Raw genomic sequence first — 16490 nt, forward strand, 5'->3', positions numbered from 1 at the left:
GCATTCGGCCGTCTTTCGGCGGAGGGCGGGCACAGCTTTGGCCTGGCGTTCGATGAATGTTCGAAGAAACGTCGGTCCTCGGAGCCGGTTGAACGGGTTCGGCGGCGCCTTCCGGTTGTGCCGGTTCGCTTTTGCGCCGCTTGCGCTCCACCGCTTCCGGTTGGCTCACGCCTCCGGGCGCGCCATCGTCCGTCGGTCACGCCACCGTCACGCCACCGTCAGGCCACTGTCAGGCCGTCGGCGTGGGCGGCGGCGGCCGGGCGGGCCTCCGTCTCGTCGGCGTCCAGGGCCTGCCGGATGCCGGTCGCGACGGCCGGGTGCACGGGGAGGGCGAGATGCCCGATCCCGCTCACCCGCACGTTCTGAACGAGCAGGTCCGGGTGCTCGATGCACGCGGTCTCCAACGGGTCCATCAACTGGTCGAGGTCGCTCCAGAAGCTCACGAACCGGGTCCGGCAGTGCGGGGCCGGCCGGCACAGCTCGTCGAGCACGGCGGAACCGGGGCGCATCTGGCGGACGATCGGGTGTGCGTTCATCAGCGGGACGACCCGCGTGCCCGAGTGCGGCGTGCCCAGCGTGACGAGGGTCCGGACGCGGACGTCACCGCCCAGGCGCTGCACGTAGTACCGCGCTATCAGTCCGCCGAGGCTGTGCCCGACGATGTCCACCTCGTGATGGCCGGTGCGCTCGCAGATCTCCTCTATGTGCCGGCCGAGCAGCTCGGCGGCGGTCCGTATGTCGCAGGTCAGCGGGGAGTAGTTGAGCGACTCGATCTGCTGCCTGCCGTGCTGGGCCAGCGAGCGGCGCAGCATCACGAAGACGGAACGGTTGTCGATGAAGCCGTGCAGCAGGACGACCGGGGGCCTGGTGGGGGTGGGCAGCCGGGTGGTGTCGGGGGTGCCGCCGGTGCCGGTGCCTGTGTCGGTCAGGTCGGTCGGGGGCCCGGGTGGGTTCGGGGCCGGGCGGCGCTCCGGGGTGATGCCGGTGGGGTAGAGGAGGAGGTGGCCCGCGAGGATCGCGATCTCCAGGGCCGTGGCCTTCAGGAGGGCCAGCGAGAGTCCGGCGATTCTGCCGGGGAGCAGGCGCTGGCAGAGCGGAAGAAGGGGCGACACTGCCCTGGTGACCTTCATGGCCGACCTCCCGTCGGCGCACGGGGGTACGACTCCGTCCCCCGTGTGCCCTAGTGAGAAGCCGGTGACGAGGAAGGCGAGGTGCACGTGCGGCGCGTGTGACGCCGGTGGAGCGACGGGCGTGCCCGTCGTCGTGCGATCGCCGATGCGCCGCACCACCTTGCCGCGCGGCTGACGGCGCGGCGGTGCGGCGACCTCGAAGCGGCTCCCCTTGCGCCCGGCTCGGCTGCGGTCCATCGACCGCGGGCTGCGGCCCATGTGCCGCGTGATGCGGGACCGTGCGCGGCGAACTTGTCCCACCGTGTGATTTCCCCCTCGGTCCACACCGTGAAACTGCCGGTTGCGGGATGGTGGCGATAACGTTCGTTCACTTTCCGGGGCTGTGCCGTGCGGGGTCGCTGTGCCACCGGGGCATATCTGACGTGAGGGCGGTGGCGGCGAGTCGCCGTCCCGGCCCTCGGGTGCTATCAGTCGGTACAGGTCCGAGTGGATCTCCCCGGGCCGGTAGATCGGTGCAGTCGGTTCATGGAGGCAGTGATGGGTGTGGCAGCCGGTCCGATCCGTGTGGTGGTGGCCAAACCGGGGCTCGACGGCCATGACCGCGGGGCGAAGGTGATCGCGCGGGCGCTGCGGGACGCGGGCATGGAGGTCATCTACACCGGGCTCCACCAGACGCCCGACCAGATCGTCGACACGGCGATCCAGGAGGATGCCGACGCGATCGGGCTGTCGATCCTGTCCGGCGCGCACAACACGTTGTTCGCCGCGGTGATTCGGCTCCTGAAGGAGCGCGAGGCGGAGGACATCAAGGTGTTCGGGGGCGGGATCATTCCGGAGGCGGACATTGGGCCGTTGAAGGAGTTGGGTGTGGCGGAGATCTTTACGCCTGGGGCGACCACTGGGTCGATCGTGGAGTGGGTTCGTACGAACGTGCGGTAGGGCTCCGCCGGGTGGGCGGGGGTTGTGGGGGGCTTGGCTGGTGTTGTGGGTGCGGGTTCGTCGTGGCTGAGCGCGCAGTTCCCCGCGCCCCTTAGGTAAGTGGGTGTGAGGTCGCTGAGACGGTCATGCCTTGAATCCGGCAGCGCGGGTGCTTACTCCTCCGTGAGTTCTCTCTGCATTGCTGCTCGTAGGCGCAAGGTGGTGACCAGGCGTTGGAAGGATTCCGCCCAGTAGCTGCCGGCGCCGGGGGCCGCGTTTTCCGGTTCGTCGGGGATGGCGGTGAGGGTTTCGAGGTGGGGGGCCTCCGAAGGGTCCAGGCAGCGTTCGGCCAGGCCCATGACTCCGCTGAAACTCCATGGGTAACTGCCCGCGTCCCGCGCGATGTTGAGTGCGTCGACCACGGCCCGCCCCAAGGGTCCCGACCAGGGCACCGTGCACACTCCGAGCAGCTGGAACGCCTCGGACAGGCCGTGCACGGCTATGAATCCCGCCACCCAGTCGGCCCGCTCCGCGGCCCCCAGTGTGCCGAGCAGTTTGGCCCGCTCGGCCAGCGACACCGCCCCCGGTCCGCCCGCCTCCGGCGCGGCGGGAACTCCCAGCAGCGCTCTGGACCAGGAAGGGTCGCGCTGCCGTACCGCCGCCCGGCACCACGCGGCATGCAGTTCGCCCTGCCAGTCGTCCGCCACGGGCAACGCCACGATCTCCTCCGGCGTACGTCCCCCGAGCCGCCGCGACCACGTACCGAGTGGTGCCGCCTCGACCAACTGGCCCAGCCACCAGGACCGTTCACCCCGGCCCGCCGGAGCCTTGGGGACGACTCCGTCCCGCTCCATGCCCGGATCGCACTCGTGCGGCGCCTCGACCGCGATCGTCGGCGTGCTCTGCGTGTGATCGACGGCCACGCAGGACACCGCGCGCTCCGCCATCCGCCCGGCGAGCGCCGAACCGGGCAGTGCGGACAGCAACTCCGCAGCCGTGGCCCGCACATTGCGGCTCCGGTCGGCCAACGCCCGCTCCAGGAACGGCTCGTCCGCCGCGCACAGCCCCGTCCGAAGCGAGTCGAGGAACATCAGTCGGTCCTCGGCCCGCTCCGTTGCCCACGTCGTGGCCAGCAGGTCCCGCGCGGCTGCCGCGTCCCGGGCCCGTATCCCTGAGAGGAGCGCGACCCGTTCGGCGAACAGCCCCTCCTCCCACAACTCCCGTATGCGATCGGGCTCCTCGGGCCCGGGCAACGCCGCCCCGCCGCCCGGTGCCGAGCGCAGCGCGAATCGCCAGTCCGCGTTCAGCCGGGCCAGCCACAGCGCGCGCGGCCCCGCGAACGCCAGCACCGCCGGCCGCAGATCCGTACGTCCCCGGGCCGCGTCCAGCAGCGCGGGCAGTGCCTCCGGGCGGGGCGCGAACCCACGCCGGTTCGCCGTGGCGAGCCACTGGGGGAGCAGCTCCATGAGATCGGGAGCCGACCCTCTGCGGCCGCCACTGCCGCCTCCTGTCCCGGGTCGGTCGGCGAGCAGCATCGCGAGTCGGCGCGCGGCCGCGGGCGGCAACGGCGGTCGAGGGTCCGCCGCCGCGGGCTCCACCCGGGCCGCGGCCCGCCCCGGCCGCATTCCGGCCCGCCGCCGCACGGTCTCCACGGCCGCCGCGTCCAGCAGTGCCGTCGGCGCCTCCCGTCCGGCCGGGATCCCCGACGGCGTACGCCGAGCGGTCCCCAGGAGTGCCGCGGTCACGAGCTCCTCCCAGCGGCTTCCGCCGGACGCGTCCGCGGAGGCCGTGTCGGACGCCGTGTCGCTGGGAGCGGGGGTCCTGCTCATGTGAGTCCCTTCCATGGATCCACCAGGTCCGTCACGTCGGTCACATCGGTCACGTCGGTCAACCCGGCCGGGTCGGTCAGGTCCGTGGGCCGCGTAGGGCCGGGAGCGGTGTCGGAGTGTGTCGGATGCCGTCGTCAGCACAGGGGCACCGCCTCGCCCGGGCCCTCCGGCCATGCCGTCAGGGGCGTGAAGCCGCGGTGGCCGCACTCTCCGAAGACCGTGACCGGTGAGCCGCCGGAGAGGGCGACCAGGCGCCACAGGCCCGAGCCGGACCTGGCCGCCGGGGTGAGCGGCAGCGCCAGGCCGCCGTGGGCGTCGGCCAGTTGCCAGGTGTCGCCGTCGGGGGTGGGTATGACGCGGCCGAGTGTCACCGGGTGGGAGTCCAGCCACGGGTCGTCCCTGAGCGCCTCGCCGTAGCGGGCCGCCGCCTGCGCCACGCTCACTCCCGGCGGGCGGATCGTCGTCGGTGCCGGAGGCGTGAACTGCTCGCCGAGCGCGGCCCGTAGCTGTCCCGCGCCCGGATATGCGGACACCTCGGCGTCGAGCGCGAGCCCGACCGGCAGGGCCAGTTCGGGTGCGCGGCCGGCCGCCCCGTACGACAGGAGCAGGGCCGGGCGCGCCGACTCCGACCCGTGCAGCCAGATGCGACGGGTGGTGAGGCGGCCGTCCGACGTGTCGTACTGGGCCAGGACCAGCCAGTGGTCGCGGACCGGCGGGCCGTCCGCCGAGCCGGTCAGCCCGATCCGGGACCGGACCGTCGCGGCCAGGCCGTCCGGCAGCCGCTCGCGGCGCAGCCAGCCCTGGTCGAGGAGATGGAGCAGAGCGCACTCCTCCAGCAACCGCACCGGCCAGCCGGGGCCCGACGACGGTATCGACCCCAACTCCCTCACGCGCGCCGCAAGTCCGGACGCCTGCGCGTCGACCATCCGGGCCGCCGTCTCCTCCCACAGCCCGTACCCCGCCTGCTCCGCCGTGGCCAGGCCGCCCCGGAGCAGATCGGCCAGCCGCTGCTCCAGCTCCGCCGCCCCCGCGGTGATGTGCTCGGCCCGCCGCTCCGCCCTGCGCCGCGCGGCCTCCGGATCACCCGAGGCCGGGGAACCCGCGGCGCTCGCCGCCCGTTTGTCGTCCGCGCGCTTCCTCCTCGCCTCTGTCCACTCCTCCGCCCAGTCCGGCACCTGCCCCCGCGGCACCGTGCCGTCCTCGCCCGCCCAGAGCAGCAGCAGCCCCAGCGCGTGTTTGCACGGGAACTTGCGGCTCGGGCAACTGCACTTGTACGCGGGCCCGGTGGAGTCCGCGATGTCGATCACCGTCCGATACGGCCTGCTGCCGCTTCCTCTGCACAGTCCCCACACCGTCCCCTCGTCAGAACTGCCCGCCTCCGACCACGGCCCTGCCGCGCCGAGCTTGCTGCCCGCCTTGCGTGACGCTGCGTCAGGCGCCAGTGCCAGCACCTGATCCGCAGTCCAGCGCACCCCCTGCTGAGTCATGTCATCGAAGGTAGATCCCACCACTGACAATCGACTGCGGCGAGAGCGTTTTCGCAGGTCAGAGCGATTGTCAGTGGCGTAGTGCACGGTGGAACCAGATCCGAACCGGCCGAGCCGCAAGGGGGACCGCTCCATGTCCGTGTCCGTCGACCAGACGTCCGTCGAACCGAGCCAGCACCACTCCGCGCACACGCGAGAAGCAGCGGAGGGCGAGGCGCTGCGGCCGCACGCCGAGGACGCGTTCGCCGCCGAGCTCGCGGCGCTGGCCGCGCAGGACGACCGCCCGCGCCCGGTCCGCTGGCGGATGTCGCCGTGGGCCGTCGCGACCTACCTGCTCGGCGGCACGCTGCCGGACGGCACGGTGATCACGCCGAAGTACGTCGGCCCGCGCCGCATCGTCGAGGTCGCCGTCACCACACTCGCCACCGACCGGGCCCTGCTCCTGCTCGGCGTGCCCGGCACGGCCAAGACGTGGGTCTCCGAGCACCTGGCCGCGGCGGTCAGCGGTGACTCCACCCTCCTTGTGCAGGGCACGGCCGGCACACCGGAGGAGGCGATCCGCTACGGCTGGAACTACGCGCAACTGCTCGCGAACGGCCCGAGCCGGGACGCGCTGGTGCCCAGCCCGGTCATGCGGGCCATGGCCGAGGGGATGACGGCCCGGGTCGAGGAACTGACCCGCATCCCCGCCGACGTACAGGACTCGCTCATCACGATCCTGTCGGAAAAGACCCTGCCGATACCGGAATTGGGCTCGGAGGTGCAGGCGGTCCGGGGATTCAACCTGATCGCCACGGCCAACGACCGCGACCGCGGGGTGAACGACCTGTCCAGCGCCCTGCGCCGCCGCTTCAACACGGTGGTCCTGCCGCTGCCCGAGAGCGCCGACGCCGAGGTCGACATCGTCTCGCGCCGCGTCGACCAGATCGGCCGCTCCCTCGACCTGCCCTCGGTGCCCGACGGCGTCGACGAGATCCGCCGCGTCGTCACGGTCTTCCGCGAGCTGCGCGACGGCATCACCGCCGACGGGCGCACGAAGCTGAAGTCGCCCAGCGGCACGCTGTCCACCGCGGAGGCGATCTCCGTCGTCACGAACGGGCTTGCCCTGGCCGCTCACTTCGGGGACGGGGTGCTGCGCGCGAGCGACGTCGCCGCGGGCATCCTCGGTGCCGTCGTCCGCGACCCGGCGGCCGACCGGGTCATCTGGCAGGAGTACCTGGAAGCGGTCGTCCGTGAGCGCGACGGCTGGAAGGACTTCTACCGCGCCTGCCGGGAGGTGAGCGCGTGAGCGACCGCGAAGGGGGGACCGGGCCCCTGCTGCTCGGGGTGCGCCACCACGGGCCCGGCTCGGCCCGGGCCGTACGGGCCGCGCTTGAGGCGGCGGGTCCGCGCACCGTACTCATCGAAGGGCCGCCGGAGGCCGACGCGTTGATCGCGCTGGCCGCCGACGAGGACATGCGGCCGCCCGTCGCCCTCCTCGCGCATGTCGTGGACGAGCCGGGGCGGTCGGCGTTCTGGCCGCTCGCCGAGTTCTCGCCGGAGTGGGTGGCCATCCGCTGGGCCCTGGAGCACGGGGTGCCGGCCCGCTTCATCGACCTCCCGGCCACACACACGCTGGCCTGGGGACGGGAGGAGACGGAGGACAAGGGAGATAAGGGAGGCAAGGGGGACAAGGAGGCATCGGAGGAGGGAGCCTCGGAGAAGAGGGAGCGGGCGGGGGAGGGGGAGCCGGGCGGACTTCCGGCCCAGCCCGCGGAGGCCGTGCGGATCGACCCGCTCGCCGTCCTCGCCGAGACCGCCGGGTACGACGACGCCGAGCGGTGGTGGGAGGACGTGATCGAGCACCGGGGGGCGAGCGACGGGGACGCGTTCGCGCCGTTCGAGGTGCTCGGCGAGGCGATGGGGGCGCTGCGCGAGGCCTTCGGGACCGGGGGACACGAGAGGGACCTCGTGCGGGAGGCGTACATGCGGCTCCAGGTGCGGGCGGCCCAGCGGGAGTTCGGGGACGATGTGGCCGTGGTGTGCGGTGCCTGGCACGTGCCCGCACTGCGGCAGCGGACCACCGTCGCCGCCGACCGGGCACTGCTGAAGGGGCTGCCCAAGGCCAAGACCGACATGACCTGGGTGCCCTGGACTCACCGGCGGCTGTCGCGGACGAGCGGCTACGGCGCGGGGATCGACTCACCGGGCTGGTACGGGCACTTGTTCGGCGCCCCCGACCGCCCGATCGAGCGCTGGATGACGAAGGTGGCCCGGCTCCTGCGCGACGAGGACCGGCTCGTCTCGTCCGCGCACGTCATCGAGGCGGTGCGGCTCGCCGACACGCTCGCCGCGATGCGGGGCCGCCCCCTGCCGGGCCTGACCGAGACCACCGACGCCGTACGGGCCGTGATGTGCGAGGGCTCGGACGTGCCGCTCTCGCTCGTGCACGACCGGCTCGTCGTCGGTGACGTCCTGGGCGAGGTCCCCGCGGCGGCGCCCGCCGTGCCGCTGCAGCGCGACCTCGACCGGCTCCAGCGGCGGCTGCGGCTCAAACCGGAGGCGCAGGAGAGGGAGCTGGAGCTCGACCTGCGCAAGGAGAACGACGCCGGGCGCAGCAGGCTGCTCCACCGGCTGCGGCTCCTCGGCATCGAGTGGGGCGAACCGGCCGTGTCGCGCGGCAGCACCGGTACGTTCCGGGAGACCTGGCGGCTGCGCTGGGAGCCCGAGCTGGCGGTGCGGGTCGCCGAGGCCGGTGTGTGGGGCACGACCGTGCTCGCCGCCGCCACCGCGAAGGCCGAGGCGGACGCCGTCGGCGCACAGTCCCTCGCCGACGTCACGGGCCTCGCCGAGCGCTGCCTCCTCGCCGAACTCCCGGACGCGCTCCCGGTGGTGATGCGGATTCTCGCCGACCGCGCCGCCCTGGACGCCGACGTCGGCCACCTCGCCCAGGCGCTCCCCGCCCTGGTCCGCTCCCTCCGTTACGGCGACGTACGCGGCACGGGTACGGAGGCCCTGGCCGAGGTCGCCGCGGGGCTCGCCGAGCGCGTCTTCGTGGGGCTGCCCCCGGCCTGCGCCGCACTCGACGCGGAGGCGGCGGAGGAGATGCGCGGGCATGTGGACGCGGTGCACGGGGCGGTGGGGCTGCTGGGGGAGGGAGAGGGGGGCGAGGACGACTCCGCGCGGGACGAGGTTGGCTCCGCGCGAGGCCGGCGGGGCTCCGAGGGGCCAGAAGCCCCAGAAGCCCCAGAAGCCCCAGAAGGGCCAGAGGAAGTCGATGGGGCAGGGGGAGGCGTGTCGAGGGGCTCGGCCGGGCCCCGCCCCGGATCCCATCCCGGCCACCGTGGCGGCATACGTGGCCGTTGGCACGGTGTTCTGCGCACGCTCTCCGGGCGGGACACGGTTCCCGGGGTCGTCCGGGGGCGGGCCGTGCGGTTGCTGCTGGACGACGGGGACTTGGGGCAGGAGGAGGCGGCACGGCTCATGGGGCTCGTGCTGTCGCCGGGTACGGAGCCTGCGGACGCGGCGGCGTGGATCGAGGGCTTCGTCGGCGGAGGCTCCGGGGGCGGGATGCTGCTCGTGCACGACGAGCGGCTGCTCGGGCTGGTCGACGCCTGGCTGACCGGGGTGCCGGGGGACGCGTTCACCGACGTGCTGCCGTTGCTCAGGCGCACCTTCTCGGCGTACGAGCCCGGAGTGCGCCGCACCCTCGGCGAACTGGTCCGGCGCGGACCGGGAACGCGCGGAAGCGCCACGGCCACCGCCTCGGGCATACCCGGCTTCGCGCCCGACCTCGACGCCGCACGTGCCGACGCGGTGCTGCCGGTGCTGCGCCTGCTGCTGGGGCCGGACGAAACCGCGGACGCCACCGCCGACGCCGGCAGCAGCACCAATGGTGTCGATGACAACGACCTTGTGGGGGTGGGCCGATGAGCGCGGGAGCGGTGGACATGGGAGCGACGGACCAGGCTGAGGCGCCCGAGCCGGGCGGCGTGCGCGACCCGGCCGGCGCCGGCGATGAACGGCTCCGTCGCTGGCGGCTCGTGCTCGGTGGGGAGGACGCGGACGGCACCGGGTGCTCGCTCACCGGGCAGGACGCCGCGATGGACGGGGCGCTCGGCGCGCTGTACGGGAACGGCAAGGGGGGCAAGGCGCGGGCGGGGCGGGAGCGTTCGGCGGGGCTCGGGGCGTCCGCGCCGTCCGTCGCCCGGTGGCTGGGGGACATCCGGACGTACTTCCCGTCCTCCGTCGTCCAGGTCATGCAACGGGACGCCATCGACCGGCTGGGCCTGTCCACCCTGCTCCTGGAGCCGGAGATGCTGGAGGCGGTGGAGGCGGACGTCCACCTGGTCGGCACGCTCCTTTCGCTCAAGGCCATGCCCGAGACGACCAAGGAGACGGCACGGGCGGTCGTACGCAAGGTGGTCGAGGACCTGGAGAAGCAGCTCGCGACCCGCACGAGAGCCACGCTCACCGGTGCCCTGGACCGCAGCGCCCGTATCAACCGGCCCCGCCACCACGACATCGACTGGAACCGCACGATCTCGGCCAACCTGAAGCACTACCTGCCGGAGTACCGCACGATCGTGCCCGAGCGGCTCATCGGGTACGGGCGCGCGTCGCAGTCCGTGAAGAAGGAGGTCGTCCTCTGCATCGACCAGTCGGGTTCGATGGCGGCGTCGGTCGTGTACGCGTCGGTGTTCGGCGCGGTCCTCGCCTCCATGCGGTCCATCAACACCCGGCTCGTGGTCTTCGACACGGCCGTCGTCGACCTCACCGACCAGCTCGACGACCCGGTCGACGTGCTCTTCGGCACACAGCTCGGCGGCGGCACGGACATCAACAGGGCGCTGGCGTACTGCCAGTCGCAGATCACCCGCCCCGCCGACACCGTGGTCGTCCTCATCAGCGACCTCTACGAGGGCGGCATCCGGAACGAGATGCTGAAACGGGTCTCGGCCATGAAGGCGTCGGGGGTGCAGTTCGTGACACTGCTCGCGCTGTCCGACGAAGGGGCTCCCGCGTACGACCGCGAGCACGCGGCGGCGCTCGCGGCGCTGGGCGCACCGGCGTTCGCCTGTACGCCCGACCTCTTCCCGGAGGTGATGGCGGCGGCGATCGAGAAGCGCCCGTTGCCGATACCGGACACCGGGAGCCCGGGGCACTAGAGGCGGCGGTGGGTGGGGTGGGGGGCGGACGCGGGTCGGAGGCGGGGCCGACGCAGGGGAGCCGAAAGACGATGGAAAAAGCGGACATGAGTATCCATCGGTAACAGGGGACTTGCGCGACCTCGGGAGTCCCGTGCAAGGATCGGCGGGTCTTCAGGGGGCGCGCAGCCTCGTAAGCCGCGCCCCAATCAGCTCCACCCCGCCCCGTCTCACCCCACCTCGTCACCCCATCTCGCTTCACCTCGTCCCTCCGCACGGGAGGCTCTCCCCGCCTTGGCCCTGTCAGCCGTACTGCCCGATGCCGCTCTGCGCGTGACGCGTACTGCGGCGGGGCGGCGTGCGCTGCAAGTGGCGCTGCTGGTGGGCGGGTTGTTCGTGCTGGGGCTCCTCTGCGGGGAGCAGGCGCGCGCGGCGGACGGTGTCGCGCCGGCCTCTGTACCTGCGGAGGTCGGGCGGTCGGTGACGAGTTCGGCCGAGCGGGTGCAGATGCAGATGCAGGTGGCGAAGGCCACGGAGCAGCAGCGGATCGGAGAGCGGTCCCCGGACTCGAACTCCTGGCCCGCGACCGTCTCGTCGGCCGCCTCCTCGGCAACCTCGCCATCACCGGCCGCCCCGCCGCCGTCCGCTTCCGCCGCTGCTCCCGGCTCCGGCCCCGGCTCCGACTCCAGTTCCGCCGTCGGCTCGGGGGCCGAACGGCCTGGACTTTCCAAGGCGCTCACGCCCGTGACCGACGAAGTCCAGCGAGTCGTAAGGCCGGTCACCGAACGGGTGGTACGCCCGGTCACCGAGCGCGTAGTACCGCCGGTCGCCGAGGACGTCGTACGGCCCATTGGTGATCTGGTGGATCAGATCACCGGCGGGATCACTGGTGGGATCGTCGAGCGGCCGGCTCCGCCGCAGTGGTGGCCGTCGCTGCCTCAACTGCCCACGCTGCCGGGCCTTCCCGGGCTTCCTGAGCTGCCGCTGCCCGCGGTTCCCGGGCAGACCCTGCCGGTCGGCACGGTGCCGCAGCAGCCCGGCGGGGCGACGGACAACCACCGGGCGGCCGAGAAGCGGTCGCGCGATGACCGCGATGACAGTGCGGCGACGGCGTACGGGCCGCAGTTCGCCGGTGGCCCCGCGGCGGCCGGTGACGACGTGCGCCACCACGTGGACGCGGACGCCCGGGGCACGCGGGCCGTGCAGGCACCTGTGCACCAGGTTCCCGACGGTGACCCCACGGGTGCGTTGGGGCGTCATTCCGCGGGCGACAACGGGTCGCCGCGGCATGGCGACGCGCAGGCCGTCGCGTTGAACGAGAGGGCCCGGCCGACGCTGGTGCCCGGCGCCGCCGCGGACGTCACCGCGGCCACGACCCGGGACAGGCACCGGGACATTCCGGCATTCCCCGGCTAGGGCCGGTCTTCTTCCCCCGCTGAGATCTGCCGCGCGGGGGCGGAACAGGTCTGCCCGTACCCGTCCGGACATCCGACATCCCTCCGATGCCTCCGGACGCGATCGGCCGGACACCGCCCGGACGCGGGCCGCTGCCAAGGCCGTCGGTGCTCAACCCCCTCACCGACGTGGCGCATCGGCACCTCCGGACGCCCGGTCCCTCCCCACACCACGTCCCGAACTCCCGGTCTTCCAAAGGACTGACGCACGCATGCACAAGAACATTCGCCGTTCCATCGTCATAGCCGCCGGTGTCACCGGCGCCTGGGCGCTCGGCTCAGCCGTCGCCAGCGCGGACGAACTCCCCGCCACGTCCGCCTCCGTACCCGACGCGTCCCTCTCGGTGGACGACGTCGACGACGTGGTCGGCACGGTCACCGACACGACCACGGACACCCTCACAGCCGTCACCGACGTAACCGGCGGTACGGCCGTCAAGGCGCAGAACACCGTCGCCGACACCACCGCCAAGGCGAAGTCGACCGTCAACGCGAAGACGAAGGCGGCCGACCAGGCCCGCCGGTACGTCGAGGCCGACCTGCCCGCGCAGCAGGTCGCGCGGGCCGAGTCCGTCGCACCAGCCGAGACCCTGCGGACGGCCACCCCCAACACGACCGCCGAAGCGACCGCCACGGCCACCGACGCACTGAACGACGCCACCGGCCCCCGCCCCGGCCCCCACCCCCAGAGCGAGGTCGACTACCTCTTCGGCCCCCTCTCCGCGTTCGCACCGGAGCTGGAGCAGGCCCTAGCCGGCACGCAGACGAAGCTCGGCGCCACCCGGCGCACCGCCACAGCCATCCCCTCCGGTGCCCGCACCACCGCCACCGCCACCGTCACCGGCCTCCCCTCCACGGTCCGTGGCATTCAGAGGTCGGTCACCCCGGTCGTCGACGAGACGGCCGCCGCCGCGCTGCCGCCCGTCGCCGCCACCGCCGTGCATGGCGTCACCCCGATCGCCGGTCGGGCCGTCGGCGGGGTCACTCCCGTCGCCGACCAGGCCGCGACCGGAGTGGTCCCGGTCGCCGGTCAGGCCGTGGGCAACGCCACCGGCCTCGCTCACAAGGCCGTTGCCGACGTGCGCACGTACACCGACGGAGTCACCGGCGACGTGACCCCGTACGCGACGGGTGTGGCCGGGAACGTCGGCCCGTACGCGACCGGTGTCGTCGGCGATGTCGCCCCATACGCCACCGGCGTGGTCGCGGACATCCCCCCGTACGCCACCACCCTGGTCACCCAGGTCGCCGACGAGACCGTCGGCTCCGTCCTTCCGCCACTCGCCGCCACGGCGGTGGACGGTGTGGTGCCCGTCGCCGGGCAGGCGGTCGGAGACGCGACCGTGCTCGCCGACGGTGTCGTCGGCGTAGTCGGCGACGTGCGGCCCGTCGTGGGCGGTGTGGCCGGAGACGTGCCGCCGCTCGCGTACGGCGTGGTCGCCGAGGTCGACCCGTTCGCGCGGGGAGTCGTCGGCCAGGTGCCGCCGTTCGCCGAGGGGGTCACCGGCGCGGTGCGGCCGGTCGTGGACACGGCCGTCCAGTACGTCCGGCCCGTCGTGGACGCAGCCGGCGGGAGCGCCACGACGCTGGCGTACGGCGTCACGGGCGACGTACGCCCCTTCGCGGACGGTGTCGTCGGCGAGGTCGCCCCCTTCGCGGCCGGCGTGACCGGACAGGTCGGGCCCTTCGCGCGGAACGTGACCGGAACCGTCGAGTCGGCCGCCGGCCCGCTGGCCGAAAACGCCGTCGGCGGAGTCGGGGACATCGCCGAGTCCGTCACCCCGAGCTACCTGCCGACGGCCCAGTACGCGGTCGACCCGGCGGACCACACGCCGACCACCCGCCACGGGGCCATCCCGAGCCACGCGCCGACCGCCCAGTACGGGCAGCACGGCTCCTCCTACGGCGTCTGACCGGCGCCCCCGCCGTACGACCGTGCCCGGCGGCCGGGCGTACGGCACCCAACAGACCCCGCAGGGCGACGGCTACGTACGGCCGAAATCCGTCGGTCCGTGCGACCGAAACCCTGCGGTCAGGGTCGGGCGGTCCTCATTGGGGTGGGGACCGGCCGCCCTGCGCCCCTTAGGTCAGTGTTAGGGGCTGTTCGAGGGGCCTCACCAGGCAAACCCCAGCCTGGTGAGGCCCTTTAAACTGGCAATCTGTGACCGTAATCACCGCCCAGGTGTGATCTGCGATTTACGACCCCACCACGAGCGGGGATAACCTGCGAGGCGGACATGCCGCGTGCCGGCCACCGTGCCCACGCCCTCCTTGTGACCGCGCAGTCACGTTGCCCTTCGCGGCACGCCCACGCAGACAACGAACCGCGAGATACCTGATAGGGACGGACGCGCGTGGACCTGTTCGAGTACCAGGCGAGGGACCTCTTCGCCAAGCACGGTGTACCGGTGCTGGCCGGTGAAGTGATCGACACGCCTGAGGCAGCCCGCGAGGCGACCGAGCGGCTTGGCGGCAAGTCCGTCGTCAAGGCCCAGGTGAAGGTCGGTGGCCGAGGCAAGGCCGGCGGCGTCAAGCTGGCGGCGAACGCCGATGAGGCCGTCGCCCGCGCCACGGACATCCTCGGCATGGACATCAAGGGCCACACGGTCCACAAGGTGATGATCGCCGAGCTGTCCCCGGAGATCGAGGCGGAGTACTACGTCTCGTACCTCCTCGACCGCACCAACCGCACCTTCCTCGCCATGGCGTCCGTACAGGGCGGCATGGACATCGAGGAGGTCGCGGAGAAGACCCCCGAGGCCCTTGCGAAGGTCCCGGTCAACGCCGTCGAGGGCGTGAGCATCGAGAAGGCGCGCGAGATCGTGGCCCTGGCGAAGTTCCCGGCCGAGGTGGCCGAGGGTGTCGCCGAGGCCATGGTGACGCTGTGGGAGACCTTCGTCGCCGAGGACGCGCTCCTCGTCGAGGTCAACCCGCTGGTGAAGACCAAGGACGGCCGCATCCTCGCGCTGGACGGCAAGGTCTCGCTCGACGAGAACGCCGACTTCCGCCAGCCCGGGCACGAGGCGCTCGAGGACAAGGAAGCGGCCAACCCGCTTGAGGCCGCCGCCAAGGCCAAGAACCTCAACTACGTCAAGCTCGACGGCGAGGTCGGCATCATCGGCAACGGCGCGGGTCTCGTCATGAGCACCCTCGACGTCGTCGCGTACGCCGGTGAGAACCACGGTGGCGTGAAGCCCGCCAACTTCCTCGACATCGGCGGCGGCGCGTCCGCCGCCGTGATGGCGAACGGCCTGGAGATCATCCTCGGCGACCCGGACGTCAAGTCCGTGTTCGTCAACGTCTTCGGTGGCATCACCGCCTGTGACGAGGTCGCCAACGGCATCGTCCAGGCGCTGCAGCTGCTCGCCGACAAGGGCGAGGAAGTCACCAAGCCGCTGGTCGTCCGTCTCGACGGCAACAACGCGGAGCTGGGTCGCAAGATCCTGTCCGACGCCAACCACCCGCTGGTGCAGCGCGTGGACACCATGGACGGCGCGGCCGACAAGGCCGCCGAACTCGCGGCTGCGAAGTAAGGGACGAGGGAAACAACCGCCATGGCTATCTTCCTCAACAAGGACAGCAAGGTCATCGTCCAGGGCATGACCGGTGCCACGGGCATGAAGCACACCAAGCTCATGCTGGCCGACGGCACGAACATCGTCGGCGGCGTCAACCCGCGCAAGGCGGGCACGTCGGTCGACTTCGACGGCACCGACATCCCCGTCTTCGGCACGGTCGCCGAGGCCATCGAGAAGACGGGCGCCAACGTGTCCGTCCTCTTCGTGCCGCCGGCCTTCTCCAAGGCCGCCGTCGTCGAGGCCATCGACGCCGAGATCCCCCTCGCGGTCGTCATCACCGAGGGCATCGCCGTCCACGACTCCGCCGCCTTCTGGGCGTACGCGAAGTCGAAGGGCAACAAGACCCGCATCATCGGCCCGAACTGCCCCGGCCTCATCACGCCGGGCCAGTCCAACGCCGGCATCATCCCGGGCGACATCACGAAGCCGGGCCGCATCGGCCTGGTCTCGAAGTCCGGCACGCTGACGTACCAGATGATGTACGAGCTCCGTGACATCGGCTTCTCGTCGGCCGTCGGCATCGGTGGCGACCCGGTCATCGGTACGACGCACATCGACGCGCTCGCCGCGTTCGAGGCCGACCCCGACACCGACCTGATCGTCATGATCGGCGAGATCGGCGGCGACGCCGAGGAGCGCGCGGCCGACTTCATCAAGGCCAACGTGACCAAGCCGGTCGTCGGTTACGTCGCGGGCTTCACCGCGCCCGAGGGCAAGACCATGGGCCACGCCGGCGCCATCGTCTCCGGCTCCTCCGGCACGGCCGCCGCGAAGAAGGAGGCCCTGGAGGCCGCCGGAGTCAAGGTCGGCAAGACCCCGACCGAGACGGCGAAGCTGGCCCGCGCCATCCTTGCCGGCTGAGCACGGCTGAGCACGGCTGAGTACGGCTGCTCCTGGCACCACAGTTCCCGGCCGGCTCCCGGCCCGGAGCCCGGCCGGGACGGCTGACTCTGATTCGCAGCCTGTAC

At 72.5% G+C, this 16490-nt stretch carries 11 protein-coding genes; 8 read left to right on the forward strand and 3 right to left on the reverse strand.

The features are described 5' to 3' along the window. Window positions 1-218: 218 nt before the first annotated feature. Entirely contained in the window at window positions 219-1130 is a 912-nt protein-coding gene (locus tag ACFWXQ_RS30635; protein ID WP_383936776.1) for an esterase/lipase family protein, read from the reverse strand. A gap of 537 nt (window positions 1131-1667) precedes the next feature. On the opposite strand from ACFWXQ_RS30635, the gene ACFWXQ_RS30640 reads away from it, so the two are divergent. Beyond that, the gene (locus ACFWXQ_RS30640; RefSeq protein WP_383936673.1) at window positions 1668-2069 is read left to right on the forward strand and encodes a cobalamin B12-binding domain-containing protein; all 402 of its coding nucleotides are present in this window, start codon (window positions 1668-1670) and stop codon (window positions 2067-2069) included. 152 nt (window positions 2070-2221) lie between these two features. On the opposite strand, the gene ACFWXQ_RS30645 is transcribed toward ACFWXQ_RS30640, so the two are convergent. Both ACFWXQ_RS30645 and ACFWXQ_RS30650 read right to left on the reverse strand, forming a co-directional pair. After that, complete coding sequence (locus ACFWXQ_RS30645; RefSeq protein WP_383936675.1) at window positions 2222-3877, reverse strand: DUF5691 domain-containing protein; 1656 nt, start codon at window positions 3875-3877, stop codon at window positions 2222-2224. Window positions 3878-4011: 134 nt separating this feature from the next. Then, the gene (locus ACFWXQ_RS30650) at window positions 4012-5364 is read right to left on the reverse strand and encodes an SWIM zinc finger family protein (protein WP_383936677.1); all 1353 of its coding nucleotides are present in this window, start codon (window positions 5362-5364) and stop codon (window positions 4012-4014) included. A 133-nt stretch (window positions 5365-5497) separates the two neighbouring features. Here ACFWXQ_RS30650 and ACFWXQ_RS30655 point away from each other — a divergent pair, with 133 nt between their 5' ends. The 7 genes from ACFWXQ_RS30655 (at window position 5498) to sucD (ending at window position 16383) form a co-directional block, all read left to right on the forward strand. Next, on the forward strand, window positions 5498-6652 hold the full coding sequence (locus ACFWXQ_RS30655; protein ID WP_383936679.1) for an AAA family ATPase: 1155 nt from the start codon (window positions 5498-5500) through the stop codon (window positions 6650-6652). Further along, window positions 6649-9276, forward strand: a complete 2628-nt coding sequence (locus ACFWXQ_RS30660) for a DUF5682 family protein (RefSeq protein WP_383936681.1) — start codon at window positions 6649-6651, stop codon at window positions 9274-9276. Before ACFWXQ_RS30655 ends, ACFWXQ_RS30660 begins: the two co-directional genes overlap by 4 nt. A gap of 17 nt (window positions 9277-9293) precedes the next feature. Further along, on the forward strand, window positions 9294-10511 hold the full coding sequence (locus ACFWXQ_RS30665; protein ID WP_383936778.1) for a VWA domain-containing protein: 1218 nt from the start codon (window positions 9294-9296) through the stop codon (window positions 10509-10511). A gap of 312 nt (window positions 10512-10823) precedes the next feature. Then, entirely contained in the window at window positions 10824-11906 is a 1083-nt protein-coding gene (locus ACFWXQ_RS30670) for a hypothetical protein (RefSeq protein ID WP_383936683.1), read from the forward strand. 250 nt (window positions 11907-12156) lie between these two features. Beyond that, window positions 12157-13857 (forward strand): hypothetical protein, encoded by a 1701-nt coding sequence (locus ACFWXQ_RS30675; RefSeq protein ID WP_383936685.1) that lies wholly within the window; start codon window positions 12157-12159, stop codon window positions 13855-13857. A gap of 441 nt (window positions 13858-14298) precedes the next feature. Beyond that, window positions 14299-15477: an ADP-forming succinate--CoA ligase subunit beta gene (sucC, locus tag ACFWXQ_RS30680; protein ID WP_383936687.1), complete on the forward strand. Its 1179-nt coding sequence runs from the start codon at window positions 14299-14301 to the stop codon at window positions 15475-15477. Between the two features lie 21 nt (window positions 15478-15498). Continuing rightward, window positions 15499-16383 (forward strand): succinate--CoA ligase subunit alpha, encoded by an 885-nt coding sequence (sucD, locus tag ACFWXQ_RS30685; protein ID WP_383936689.1) that lies wholly within the window; start codon window positions 15499-15501, stop codon window positions 16381-16383. Window positions 16384-16490: the final 107 nt, after the last annotated feature.

Origin of the sequence: Streptomyces sp. NPDC058697, from assembly GCF_042715345.1 — a bacterium.
GTDB classification, from domain to species: Bacteria; Actinomycetota; Actinomycetes; order Streptomycetales; family Streptomycetaceae; genus Streptomyces; species Streptomyces liliifuscus.